Source organism: Shewanella sp. ALD9 (assembly GCF_002836315.1).
GTDB lineage: Bacteria > Pseudomonadota > Gammaproteobacteria > Enterobacterales > Shewanellaceae > Shewanella.
Genome location: NZ_PJCD01000003.1, coordinates 516,012 through 529,758, shown reverse-complemented (window position 1 = coordinate 529,758; position 13,747 = coordinate 516,012). Strand labels below are relative to the sequence as shown.

12 protein-coding genes are annotated in these 13,747 nt (G+C 43.7%); all 12 read right to left on the bottom strand.

The window, feature by feature from the left end; translation table 11 throughout:
• Nucleotides 1–106 precede the first annotated feature (106 nt).
• Nucleotides 107–1,057 carry a hypothetical protein gene (locus CXF88_RS09940; protein ID WP_101086697.1) on the bottom strand — a complete coding sequence of 317 codons (951 nt, stop codon included), beginning with the start codon at nt 1,055–1,057 and terminating at the stop codon, nt 107–109.
• Nucleotides 1,058–1,242: 185 nt separating this feature from the next.
• Complete coding sequence (locus CXF88_RS09935) at nt 1,243–2,163, bottom strand: M14 family metallocarboxypeptidase (protein ID WP_101086696.1); 921 nt, start codon at nt 2,161–2,163, stop codon at nt 1,243–1,245.
• A 101-nt stretch (nt 2,164–2,264) separates the two neighbouring features.
• Nucleotides 2,265–3,221 (bottom strand): DMT family transporter, encoded by a 957-nt coding sequence (locus tag CXF88_RS09930; protein ID WP_101086695.1) that lies wholly within the window; start codon nt 3,219–3,221, stop codon nt 2,265–2,267.
• A gap of 7 nt (nt 3,222–3,228) precedes the next feature.
• Nucleotides 3,229–3,435, bottom strand: a complete 207-nt coding sequence (locus CXF88_RS09925) for a hypothetical protein (RefSeq protein WP_101087206.1) — start codon at nt 3,433–3,435, stop codon at nt 3,229–3,231.
• Between the two features lie 203 nt (nt 3,436–3,638).
• Nucleotides 3,639–4,397 carry an SDR family oxidoreductase gene (locus tag CXF88_RS09920; RefSeq protein ID WP_011636818.1) on the bottom strand — a complete coding sequence of 253 codons (759 nt, stop codon included), beginning with the start codon at nt 4,395–4,397 and terminating at the stop codon, nt 3,639–3,641.
• A gap of 12 nt (nt 4,398–4,409) precedes the next feature.
• Nucleotides 4,410–5,309, bottom strand: a complete 900-nt coding sequence (mmsB, locus tag CXF88_RS09915) for a 3-hydroxyisobutyrate dehydrogenase (RefSeq protein WP_101086694.1) — start codon at nt 5,307–5,309, stop codon at nt 4,410–4,412.
• Between the two features lie 14 nt (nt 5,310–5,323).
• The gene (locus tag CXF88_RS09910) at nt 5,324–6,442 is read right to left on the bottom strand and encodes an enoyl-CoA hydratase/isomerase family protein (RefSeq protein ID WP_101086693.1); all 1,119 of its coding nucleotides are present in this window, start codon (nt 6,440–6,442) and stop codon (nt 5,324–5,326) included.
• Nucleotides 6,442–7,224, bottom strand: a complete 783-nt coding sequence (locus tag CXF88_RS09905; protein WP_101086692.1) for an enoyl-CoA hydratase — start codon at nt 7,222–7,224, stop codon at nt 6,442–6,444. Before CXF88_RS09905 ends, CXF88_RS09910 begins: the two co-directional genes overlap by 1 nt.
• A gap of 50 nt (nt 7,225–7,274) precedes the next feature.
• On the bottom strand, nt 7,275–8,432 hold the full coding sequence (locus CXF88_RS09900) for an acyl-CoA dehydrogenase family protein (protein WP_101086691.1): 1,158 nt from the start codon (nt 8,430–8,432) through the stop codon (nt 7,275–7,277).
• 165 nt (nt 8,433–8,597) lie between these two features.
• On the bottom strand, nt 8,598–10,091 hold the full coding sequence (locus CXF88_RS09895) for a CoA-acylating methylmalonate-semialdehyde dehydrogenase (protein ID WP_101086690.1): 1,494 nt from the start codon (nt 10,089–10,091) through the stop codon (nt 8,598–8,600).
• 166 nt (nt 10,092–10,257) lie between these two features.
• The gene (locus CXF88_RS09890; RefSeq protein WP_101086689.1) at nt 10,258–11,448 is read right to left on the bottom strand and encodes an acetyl-CoA C-acyltransferase; all 1,191 of its coding nucleotides are present in this window, start codon (nt 11,446–11,448) and stop codon (nt 10,258–10,260) included.
• Between the two features lie 310 nt (nt 11,449–11,758).
• The gene (locus CXF88_RS09885; protein WP_101086688.1) at nt 11,759–13,720 is read right to left on the bottom strand and encodes a GGDEF domain-containing protein; all 1,962 of its coding nucleotides are present in this window, start codon (nt 13,718–13,720) and stop codon (nt 11,759–11,761) included.
• Nucleotides 13,721–13,747 lie beyond the last annotated feature (27 nt).

Here is a 13,747-nt window from a genome sequence, read left to right as displayed (position 1 = left end):
TCTAAATAGCGATAATGCGTCAGTGTTGATTTAATGCCGAAAACCTAGAGCCGCTTTCGGCATCAACCATAACCTTGTGAACCGTTTAGTAAAAATCTTAATTACATTATACCTTTGCAGGTTCAGCCACATCATCTGAGAGAGTTTCAGCTTGGGTAAAGCAGTTTTGTAGAATTTTTTTAGACGGATATACGCCCACAGTGCTATCAATCATCTGCGCATCAAAATCGATAATAATTGGAATTAAATTAGTTGCTTTGGTGATTTGACGTTTTCTCAATGCTTTCAATATATTGATGTCTACTTTTGAAGGAGTGCTGTCGAAAGTAAAATACAGATAATGGATCGTACTTTGAGACGTCATCCCTAGGGTTTTCTTCAACCCAAGTAACGCAGTAAATAACTGCTCATGCTGAGCTTGAACTTGCTCAATTGACACCTTACCCATATCAATTACAGATATTGAAATAATATTGTTAAAATACTTTTTCGCCGCAATAAATGCTATGCCTTCAACTTTGGGTTTACCTTCTGTCTCGATAACAGATAGGTCTAACTCAGTAAAGTCATTGCTATTGATTAAGATATCTTTCAATCGCTCACGCCCAGTCGCTAACGAGCTAAAATAAGCCGCCTTTTTTTGCATGCGCTGTCTAACGTAAAGTGCTAATGAGCCACAAAGCAGTAAAAAAACTATTTTCCCACCGATACGATGCCAGAAATCGAGGTATGGAGCTTTAGGTAATACCACGCCAGCCTCTAAAACGAGTCCAGTGACTTCCAAGGGGGTTAAGTCTATATACAAGTCTTGTTGTGACAACATTCCAGCAAAACGGCCATCATAATTCCACAGTGGTAGAAACAATATATCAACAGATTTATAGATATAACCTACATCAATGAATTCACCATCTTGTGTTTGAAAGCGTGGGTCATCAGGAAGTGCCACAACAGGTACAATGTTTTCACCACCAAAAGAGATTAAACCCGCTTTGGCGTGTGCAAGATGGGGCGTCATCAATAAACAGAATAGACATAGCAACAGAGTATTTTTCATTTTAATCCTTTATTAATAAAAAATAGGCGACTAGCGAGGAGGCTAATCAATAACCGAGGAACCACAGGTTTTAACAGCAATGAGTCTTTTAGATTCCATTCAAACAGCGACTCACCGCCATTATACTAAAATATGTCTAGACGACAACGGCATCGCTTGTAATCGTCTATATCACTTAACGTTTTTTAGAGCTTCAAATAACCAATAAGATAATCCAATCCACCAGTGATAGCGGCGACTTGAGCATCGTTACATTCTTGCGCTGTCACATTTGGACTGTCTGGATAAACCTCTGTGGTGGTATTGAAGTGATTGTCAGTAATACCAGCACATAAGCTGAGTTTTTTGACCGGATAGTTAATCACCCCAAATTGCTCAATCGGTACTTCAATTAATTGTCCATTATCGTCAGGCGCGATATGAGTCACTTTAGCCACTGAATCAATCACTGCTTTTTGGAACGCTGGAGTTGGGTTATCACTGTCGCCGACTAAATAGAAACCGTCTGGAATAATGCCTTTATCGTATTCAACGCCATCACGTGCAGACAGCAAAGGTCTAAACTCTAACTCATCGGTGTCGGTGGTTTCATGCAAATCAATGTGGGCATACACCTCACCTAAACTCGCGACAAATGCTATCAATGCAGCAGACTCTTCTGCTGGGCTATCGGCATAAAAAGAGCGATTAGGATCGATGGCTTTCGGGTTCCAGCGGTTAACGGTTTCATAACCCCAAGGGCTAATGCAAGGCGCTACAGCAACATTAAAATACTCGGTATAAGTTTGTGCTTTGGTGGTTAAAAACTGAATCGCGCCATGTACGCCGCTGGTTTCATAACCGTGTACGCCACCGGTCACAAGAATGGTTTTTTTATTGCTATCCCACTGCTGAGATTTAAATGCAAACAGTGGATACTTATCAGCGTCATAAGATAATGCGCCGTATTGTACTTGTTCAAACGGACCAGTAATCTGAGCCAGTTTACTCACCACTTCATCTTGATATGAGCGTTTTATGGCAACTTGTGCTAACCATTGTGCTTTATCTGCATCGGTCCATTTTTGACCTGGAGTACCAATTGGATACGGTGTTGAATTGCTCATATTACCTCGTTAATCATTTATTTTATTGAGTTATGTATGTGTAAGTCACTTGGTTTTAACCGATGTTTATTGCTCAACTATTTGTTTACTTATATACCGTTTTACTGACCATTTCGCTGGCTAACTGGATGGGATTTAGCAAAGATAACCAATGCAATCCCAACAAAAATAATGCCCGCCGATACACTAAGATGAAAACTGATCATTTCATCTAAAAAGAGAATGCCACCCACAGCGGCAATAACAGGCACGGTTAGTTGTAAAACAGCAGCATGGGTTGATGTAAGTCCACGCAATGCTTGATACCACAACGCATAACCAATACCCGAAGCAATTGCACCTGATAAGACGGCTAACAACACTCCTTTGGCAGACAATACCGTTGCTTGTGGTATTGAGACTAATTGCGACGCTGAGGTTAATTGAGGTAAGAGCCACACCACCAATATCATCACCGCGACCAGAGGTAAACTGCGAATAAAGTTATAACCTGTATCAAATAATGGGTTAACTGACTTTTTGCCAAGCAAAGTATATCCACCCCAAGCACAGCCGCTGATCGCCATTAGTACTAAGCCGGTCATCGAAGGCGCACTCACGCCGGGCAGCACTAAATAAGCAAAACCACTAAAAGCCAATAATGCGCCAATCCATTCAAGTAGGGTTAAGCGTTGGCCTTGAAAATAGCTGATTAACATCATGCTAATTTGCACCGCTGCAAACAAAATCAGTGCCCCGGTCGCGGTATCGAGTAGCACATAGGCGTATGAAAAAGTCACCGCGTAAATAAACAATAATGCCGCAGCAAACATGCTGCCACGGCTAGTGGGTCGGCTTGTCCCTGCTTTAGTGTTACGCAATAACATTAATAGCCCCAACACTAAGGCACCAGCAGCTAAACGAATCGCAGTAAAACTACTGGGATCTATAAGTGCAGGAGTTTGTTGGGTCGATAATGCCATACGACACAAAACTGAATTGGCAGCAAATGCGACCAAGGCAATTAAGGTATACAAAGCGATAGAAAACCTTGATAAAAATGCGGATAAGCTAGACATAACAGAGCTACTTAGTCGATTTTTTGAAACTGAATTTATGAGTAAACCACTGTATTACAGCCACTTGCTGTACGTGGGTTAAGCCAAAGTAAACACAAATCCACGGTGAAATGAGTAAAAACCACGGGAGCGCCGCAGTCGAGCGACCTGAAAACAATAAATACAAAAAACCGCCATAGATAATAATCACGCCCAGAATGCCTACGATTAGCATGATTTTTTTAAGCAGGTATTCTAACTTCGCCACGTCATTAATCCTTAAAAGTAAAAAAGCCACGCCGAGCATAAGCTCGGCGTGACAACATCATAACAAACTAAATGTGGGTAACACCAATCACATTCATTATATGAAAGTGCGCAACGCGTTATATTGCACTGAGCGAACAGATAATGAGCACAATGAATATACTCTATCGCTTATAAGCGAATACCGCCGTCAATTTCAAATACACGGCCGTTAACGTAATCGTTTTCAATAATAAAACGTACGGTTGCAGCCACTTCTTCAGGCTGACCTAAGCGCCCTACTGGGACCATTTTTTCTAAACGCTCTAATGCTTCAGGTTTCATCGCTGCGGTCATTTCGGTAGCAATAACACCAGGAGCCACGGCAGCACTGCGAATATTATGACGGGCTAACTCTTTTGCCCACCCAACCGACATTGCAGCAACGCCCGCTTTAGACGCTGAGTAGTTAGATTGTCCCATGTTACCGGCTTTAGCAACGCTAGAGATATTAATAATTACCCCTGCTTGCTTGGTTTCAATCATCGCTGCTGCGGCTTCACGGCCACATAAAAAAGTGCCGGTTAAGTTAACATTGATGACAGACTGAAACTGCTGATACGACATGCGATCGGTGACAACGCCATCTTTGGCTTTAATCATTAGCCCATCACGTAAAATACCGGCATTGTTAATTAACACATTCACTTTACCAAAGTCTTCAACGATAAATTTAAAGCCAGAGACCACATCTTCTTCATCAGTAATGTCTAGGGCGTAACCTTGAACTTCAGTTACAGAACCTAAATCAGCACAAGCTTGTTCAAGTTTAGCCTGATCAACATCGATAAGCGCCAACTTAGCACCTTGGGCAGCTAAATCATGCGCCATAGCGAGACCTAACCCACCAGCTCCGCCAGTAATGACGACAACCTTATCTTTTAATTCCATCAACTGAATCCTTTATTTTTTCTTTGAAAATTGTTCAAAAATACTCGAAAAATCGCGACGACCATGGCCTTGGCGAGCATGATTAACATATAAACTGCGAGCCAGAGAACCCATTGGTGTGCTTGAATTAGAGGCGACCGCCGCTTCTTGCGACAACCCTAAATCTTTAACCATCAAGTCAACCATAAAGCCACCTTGGTAATCTTTTGACGACGGCACATTTTCCATCACATCTGGGCATGGATTGTACTTTTCTAACGTCCAGTTACCGCCGCTGCTGACTTTCATGATATCAGACAACACTTTAGGATCTAAACCATTATCCAAACCAAGTTGTAATGACTCGCTAGTACCCACCATTAACACAGACAACAGCATGTTATTACAAATTTTAGCAATTTGACCTGCACCTACTACACCAGCGTGAAAAATATTGCCGCCCATAACCGTTAATACCGTTTGCGCTTGTTGATAGGCTGCTTCACTACCACCACAAATAAAGGTTAAGGTTCCGGCTGCCGCGCCTGCTGTGCCGCCTGATACTGGCGCATCCATAAATTCGATACCCTTCTCAGCGGCTTTTGCTCCCACTAAACGGGCACTGTCGGCATCGATGGTTGAGCAATCTATCAGTAATGCCTGTTTAGACACGACATCTAACAAACCTTTATTATTGTCATCGCCTAGGTACAAGCTGCGAACATGCTTGCCTGCTGGCAGCATGGTAATCACAAAATCGGCGGCTGCCGCTGCGCCGCACGCGGTTTTAGCACTGAGTGCGCCTTGCGCCGTTAACGCTTCTACTGCGACAGGGTTTAAGTCAAACACAGTGACTGTCATACCCGCGTTAACTAAATTGGCCGCCATTGGGCCACCCATGTTACCTAAACCAATAAATGCTACTGTTGCCATTTCGTTAATCCTTTTTAAGTAAAGTCTGCTAATGGGTGTCTATCTTCAGCCCAAGGCGAGGTAACCAATTGGGTCACTTTATTCGCATCCACTGCGTCTACATCTGCAAATAACCATTTAGGTTGGCGATCTTTATCAATCAGTAAGGCGCGAACACCTTCGCAAAAATCACCCATAGAGCAACAATTGACACTCACACCTAACTCCCACTTAAAGCAATCAGCTAAGCTAAGTTCTGTGCCAAGTTCTGCCTGAGCAAAAATCAAGTGCCAGCTAATAGGACTGCCAGCTAACGCGGTCTTTTGGGCTCGTTTTAGCCAATCAAGCTCAGTGTTTAATGTCGATAATTGATGATGCACATCAAGGATGTCACCCGCCATCAACAAATCAATTTGTGCTTGGAATTGTTGCAGTGGGCTAACGGATAATGCCGCTAAGTGTGGCTGACTCATATTGGTCAACAATCCGCTCAGCAGTTGATGGTTTATCTCACTATCTTGACTCCAAGCCAGTTCAGCCATGGCATCGAATAACGGCTCTTTTTCATCGCTATTAAGAATATGATTTCCTAAACCGACATACAGCGCATCTGCACAGTTCATGTTGTAAGCGGTTAAGCCTAAAAACAACCCTGTTTTTCCCGGCATACGGTTTAAAAAGTAGCTGCCGCCAACGTCTGGGTATAAACCAATGGTCACTTCAGGCATTGCAATACGGCTACGCTCGGTAACAACACGATGGCTCCCGCCCGCCATTAGCCCGAGTCCACCGCCCATAACAATGCCGTCACCCCACACTAAAACGGGTTTGCCGAATTGATGCAGTAAATAATCAAGTTGGTATTCTTGGGTAAAGAACTCACACGCCTCTGTGGTCATGTTGTTCGGATTGGCTATGGATGCATGGTAAATGGCACGTACATCTCCACCAGCGCAAAAGGCTTTTTCGCCGGCGCCATCAAGCACAACACACGCAATACTGTCGTCTTGTTGCCATTTAGTGAGTTGTGCTTGCATTGCTGCAACCATGTCGAGGGTTAATGCATTAAGTGCTTTTTCAATATTCAGAGTTACCACGCCAATAGATTGACCTGATAACGTGCCTAAGGTTTGAAATATTACATCTTGAGTCATTAGCAGTTCTTCCAGTTTGGGGCGCGTTTTTGTAAAAAGGCCTTCACACCTTCAGCCTGATCTTCGGTATTAAATAAGCCAACAAACAGTTCACGCTCAAGCGGTAATGCTTGAGTTCGCGGCATAGTTCGTCCAGCTTGAATAAGGGTTTTACATACGCTGACACTGCTAGGTGATTGCTTAGCCACTTTCGCTGCTAACGCCACTGCGGCATCTAAGACATGGCCTTGTTCAACGACTTCTTCCACTAAGCCAATTTTTTCAGCCTTCGCAGCATCAATACGCTCGCCACATAAAATCATCAGTTTTGCCCAACCTTCACCCACTAATGCGGTTAAGTTTTGGGTGCCACCAGCACAAGGCAGTAAACCCACTGAGGCTTCAGGCAATGCCAATTGGGCTTGCGCTTCTGCAATTCGTAAATCACAAGCTAATGCCACTTCTAACCCGCCGCCCATGGCGTAACCATTAATGGCCGCAATAGATACACCTCTAAACGCACTTAAGGCTTCAAACGCTTCGCCGAAATGTGTTGCCATGGAAGCTGCATTGTCTTTATCGCCGTCAGCAAACAAATTCAAATCAGCACCTGCTGAGAAAAACTTGTCACCTTGACCGGTGATCACAAGCGCATAAACATCTTTGTTTTGATTCAGTTCGAGCACGATATGTTTCAGCGCTTGCAAACTGTCAGCGGTCCAAGTATTAGCTGGCGGATTATTCAGAGTCAAAATGGCCGTGTGGCCGACTATATGTTTTAGAATTGCAGGGTGTGTAGTCATAATGCTATGTCCTTATGCTAAAGCTAGTGAGTCACGAGTGGAACCGCTAATTACAGGATCGGATGAGCATCGCTAGCGAGCAAACGGCGAGCAATAATCAGGCGCATAATTTCATTAGTGCCTTCTAAAATCTGGTGCACGCGCACATCTCTGAAATGACGTTCTAAAGGGTATTCACGGATATAACCGTAACCGCCGTGAATTTGCAGCGCACCGTCACACACTTGGAAACCTACATCGGTCGCAAAACGTTTCGCCATAGCACAATAAGCGCTGGCTTCAGGGTCTTGAGTGTCTAATTTAAACGCTGCTAAACGTACCATTTGACGGGCAGCCACTAATTCGGTTGCCATGTCAGCCAGTTTAAACTGCAATGCTTGGAATGCCGCCAGCGGTTTACCAAATTGCTTACGCTCATTCATGTATTGAGTTGCGCGAGTCAGTGCAGCTTGCGCGGTGCCAATTGAACAGGTGGCAATGTTAATACGTCCGCCGTCTAGGCCTTTCATGGCAAAAGTAAAACCTTGGCCTTCTTCACCAAGTAAATTGGCAGCCGGTACACGCACGTTTTCAAAACTGATCATTCTTGTTGGCTGTGCATTCCAACCCATTTTATCTTCTGCTTTTCCGTAAGTGACGCCTACTGCATCTGCTGGTACGGCAATCGCTGAAATCCCTTTAGGGCCAGATTCACCAGTACGGCACATCACTACGAGTAACTCAGTTTCACCGGCACCAGAGATAAACATTTTTGAACCAGTGATCAAGTAATCATCACCATCACGCACAGCTTTAGTTTGCAATGAAGCGGCATCGCTGCCAGCACCAGGTTCTGTTAAACAATAAGATGCTAATAACTGCCCTGTGGTTAAGCCTTCTGACCACTGCTTACGCAAGGTTTCTGTACCCCACGTAGTCACCATCCAGGTTGCCATATTATGAATAGTCAACATTGCTGTGGTGGCTGTACAACCATGGGCTAATTCTTCAAAAATAATTGAAGCGTCTAACCGGGATAAGCCCATGCCGCCTTCTGATTCTGGCGAGTACAAAGAACAGAAACCCAGTTCACCGGCTTTTTGAATTACGTCTTTAGGAAAATGATGTTCTTCGTCCCACTTGGCGGCGAATGGCGCGAGTTCTTCGGCAGCGAATTGACGGGCTAAATCAGCAAACTGACGCTGATCTTCGTTTAAATTAAAATCCATGCTGGACTCCTAATATTGTCTTGGATGACTCTTGGGTCATTTATTGCCTTAGCCGCATACCGCTTTAAGCGGTTAACTCATTACTAGCTGCAATGGGAGGTAAGGTGGTCTTGTTGTTTAACGAAAAATATTACCGTGACAGCGTCACGGCAATAAACATCATTTCTATTTAAGATCAATACTCATGTTAGGACCGCTAACGGCTTCTGAGTCAAACCAACGGGTGGTGATGGTTTTGGTTTCTGTGCAGAAACGTACCGCTTGCTTGCCGTAGGCGTGTTGGTCACCATAGAAACTGCCTTTCCAACCTGTGAATGAGAAGAATGGTAATGGCACCGGAATTGGCACGTTAATACCCACTTGGCCTACTTCAATTTCATGTTGATATTTACGTGCAGCTCCGCCTGATGCAGTAAAGATTGAGGTACCGTTACCGTAAGGGCTGTTGTTAACCAGTTCGATAGCATCGTCTAAGTTATCCGCTTCCATACAACACAGTACCGGACCAAAAATCTCTTCTTTGTAAATGCTCATGTCGGTGGTGACATTGGTAAACATGGTTGGGCCAACCCAGTTACCCGACTCGTAACCTGCAACGGTGAAATCGGTTCCATCGAGTAAGCAATCAGCACCTTCAGCTTTACCTTGAGCAATCAATTTGAGTACGCGCTCTTTTGCTGCTGGACTGATAACAGGGCCGTAAGCAGCATCTTTGTCATCCCATAAACCAGGACGAACCTTAGCTAACGCTTCTTTTAATTCAGGGATCCACTCTTTGGCTTTACCGACAAAAATCGCGACTGAAATCGCCATACAACGTTGACCAGCGGCTCCAACAGAGGCACCAACCATGTTATTGATCACTTGCTGCTTGTTCGCATCAGACATGATCACACAATGGTTTTTAGCACCTGCAAACGCTTGCACACGTTTTAGGTTGTCGGTACCGGTTTTATAAATGTATTGACCAACCCCCACAGAACCAACAAACGAAATCGCTTTAATGGCTGGGTCTCTTAGCAAAATGTCGACTGCTGTTTTGTCGCCATGAATAAGTTGCAACACGCCTTTTGGCGCGCCTGCTTCAACAAATAACTCCACTAAACGCTGTGGCGTCATTGGATCTTGTTCTGACGGTTTTAAAATAAACGTATTACCACAAGCGATAGATAACGGGAACATCCATAATGGGATCATCGCAGGGAAATTAAACGGAGTAATACCGGCACACACACCTAAAGGTTGAGTGTAGCTATAGGTATCGATATTACGAGCGACGTTTTCAACGGTTTCGCCCATCATTAACGAGGCAACGCCACAAGCATGTTCAGCAACTTCAATGCCGCGCCATACATCACCTTTAGCATCTTCAAAAGTTTTACCGGTCTCGTGAGCTAAAATAGTTGCTAGTTCATCGTGATGCTCTTTGAGCAAATGTTGATAACGCAACATGACGCGCGCACGTTCAGACACGGGGACTTCTTTCCAGGTTTTAAACGCTTCTTTGGCACTGTGAATGGCCTGCTCTACTTCGGCAGTAGTAGCGCAGTTAATTTTAGCAATAACGCTATTATTGGCTGGATTGGTCACATCAATATTGCGATCGCCGCTGCCATAAGTGAATTCGCCATCAATATAATGCTTAACTTGTGTGATCATGTTGTTTTCCTCGATCCTTGAACATCTTATGAGTGAATAACATCACTCGTATTGAGTTACTGCGCAGGTAATGCGATTTATTATGTTTGTCAGTCGCACATATTAAGTGGCTGCGTATACATTTACCTGTGCGGTGGTCTTGTCGAACTTAACTTGTATTGTCTATTTACACTTCTATCGCCATTGCTGTGGCTTCGCCGCCACCAATACATAACGATGCCACGCCGCGCTTAAGGCCGCGTGCTTTTAGGGCATAAATCAATGTAACTAGCAAACGCGCTCCAGAACAACCAATTGGGTGTCCCATTGCACATGCGCCGCCATTAACGTTGACCTTGCTGGCATCTAAGTTCAACTCAGAAATCGCTAACATAGTGACCATGGCAAACGCTTCGTTGATTTCGTATAAATCGACGTCATCTTTGTTCCACTGCACTTTATCGAACAGTTTTTGCATCGCGCCAACAGGTGCGGTGGTGAACATTGACGGTTCTTGTGAATGAGTGGTGTGGCCTTTAATGGTCGCTAATACGCTTAAGCCCAATTGCTGGGCTTTTTCGCGTGTCATTAACATTAACGCTGCTGCGCCGTCTGATATTGAACTTGAGTTGGCAGCTGTAATTGTGCCGTCTTTGGTAAATGCAGGACGTAATGTCGGGATTTTTTCAGGGCGGGCGTTACCAGGCTGCTCGTCTATCTCAACCGTCACGTCGCCACGACGCGTGCTCATCGTAACTGGCACGACTTCGTCTTTAAATGCGCCAGAGTTAATCGCTGCATTGGCTTTTTCCAGCGAACTTAATGCAAAAGCATCCATTTGCTCACGAGTTAAGCCAAAGTCATCTGCGGTTTTTTGGGCAAATGTGCCCATTGCACCACCGGTATAAGCGTCTTCAAGGCCGTCTAAAAACATGTGGTCCATTACTTTGCCGTGGCCCATGCGCATACCGCTGCGCGCTTTGTCGAGTAAATATGGTGCTTGGCTCATGCTTTCCATGCCACCCGCAACCACAACTTGACTGCTACCCGCTTTAATTAAATCGTGCGCTAACATGACGGTTTTCATGCCTGAACCACAAACTTTATTGACTGTTGTTGCACCAACACTTAACGGTAAACCTGCACCTAGAGTCGCTTGGCGAGCAGGCGCTTGGCCCAGACCGGCTGGCAATACACAACCCATCAATACTTCGTCAACAGCATTAACGCTGATCCCCGTTTGGGCGATAAGACCTTTGATAGCGGTTGCTGCTAATACTGGAGAAGCTACCTCAGACAATGCCCCTTGAAACCCACCCATTGGTGTACGTTTCGCGGCAACAATAACGATATCTTGACCTGTTTGCTCTGTACTCATGACCACTCCAATTTACTGCGCTTAAAAAATAACATCAACAATATGCATATCACTTTGACGTTGACGCGAACGTAAAGCAAGTAAAAAATGGTCTAAATGTTGATGTTAATTGATTGGAATTGTCAGTGAAGATTTACACTTGAAGAATGTCACATTTAAATTTGATGTAAGATGTTGTTTTTTATAAGACATATCAATATCTATTTATCAGTAACATGATTACTGTTGAGTGATTTATTGAGCGTAAAACTTTAGTCTAAGCACAAAATAGCCGTAGTGACCAAACAACTGCATCGGCACTTAGGCAGGGTTAATGATCGACAACCACGACTTGATTGCGACCGTTGTCTTTTGCTTGATATAAGCCTAAATCGGCTTGCTTAATAATGTCGACAAGCTCATGAGTTTGCGGGGTTAACATCGCAACAGCCACACTGATGGTGAAATTCATTTTAACCTCGTTAAACACAAACTGGTTTGACTCGATACTGGTTCGCAATCGCTCGGCTATGTCAACGGCTTGTGCTTGCTCTGTATCGGGTAAAATAATTAAAAACTCTTCGCCACCTATGCGGCCTAATATATCGTTTTTCTTGAGCCAATTACGTGCACGTCTACCACACGCTTTTATGGCTAAATCACCAACGTCATGGCCATAATGATCATTAATGACTTTAAAGTTATCTATATCGAACATAATAACGGCGAGTGGTCGATGATGTTTTTTAGCCTGATTAAAGCGCTTTTTGCCCTGCTCAAAAGTATGACGTCGATTAGCAATGCCAGTCAGATAATCCGTTTGAGAGCGACGTTTAAATTGTCGGCGAGATTGCCACAAGAAAATGACCAGCACTAATAACACCAAAGCAATTAGCACCGCGATTGCCATTGATAAGTTAGTGATTTTTTGAGTATCGATTTCGGCTTCCAAATTCAGCTTATTGATGGCCAATTGCTTTTCGAGCAGGCGGTTATTAAACTCAGCCACGGTAAGATTATGGTCTAATGATGAATTAACCACATCGTTATTTATGATGTTAGCAAAGTGCTTTTTTTGTAAATCGATGGTATCCAAAAGCTTATTCATGCCCAGATTACTCGACCCATTGGCGTAATCAATAATGGCCGCAATCATCAATTTCAGTTCATTGGAATGGCCGTCATAAGTCGCCGAACCAGAAAATATTTCAGCATACTTAAAAGCTTTATCTGGTTGTTGTTGGCGAAAATAACTCAATGCCAACCATGCATGCGTAGCGTCGACAAAGTATTTTTCTTGGGTTGTATCTTGCACTTCAAGTGCGCGCAAAAAATGATCTATACCTTCTTGAAATAAACCTTGAGCCCAACAGCTAATACCCGTATTAAATTGATAGAAAAAATCAAAATCAGCAAACTCTGGCGATTGCTCTACCAGTTGCTGCATTTGGGCTAAATGAGCTTTATTTTCCCCCCACAAGGCCAATTTAATCGATTCGCCCACCATGTTATGTAACATATTAAACATGTCTTGCTTATCTTGGGCTTGCTCCCAAAAGTCATAGGCTTTGTTAAAGTATTCGTAGGCTTTACGGTTTAAACCATTGTCACGATAGATAGCAGCCGTGGCATTGAATATCATCGCTTGACGACTCAGTCCTAATTGATGCTGTTGTGCTAACGCTAAAGCTTCATTTAACCTTTTGAGACCTTCGCCAAAATCACTTGGTTTATTATGGCAATACGCACTTTGCGCTAACACTTCGGCCAAGATATCTACTTGTCCAAGTTGACGAGCTAATGTAACCGCCACTTCACGATCTGGGCAATAAATTTGGGTGTCGTTAGTTTGAAGGTAAAGTATGAATGAACGCTCGAGATAGCTTTTGACCAATTCTTTGCTAAGAGGATGTGGTGTAAGTAATTTAATGGCATGGCTATAGCTGTTAATTGCAGCAACAAGATCACTGTTAACTTCTTGCTCTATTGCCAGTAAATGCAATAACTGGCCTTGCTGTTCAATCGGCCATTGAGCACTTTGTGGTCGCTGTTGTTGTAAAAAGTCAATGCGTTGTTGTGGTGAGCTTAATGTGACTAACTGTTGTTTGATCTCAGTAATTTCTGTGCTTTCAGTATTATCGCTAACGGTATTGTTGCTAACGGTATTGTCGCTAACATTGGCGCCATTCATAATAGTGCCATTAGCGTCACTAAAAATGTCACCGGCCCCCCAAGTAGTTAGCGGCCAGCTTACTGCACACACCAATAATATCATCAACTTGGTTCTAACCATTTAAACTCGACCTTACAATAAAAACAT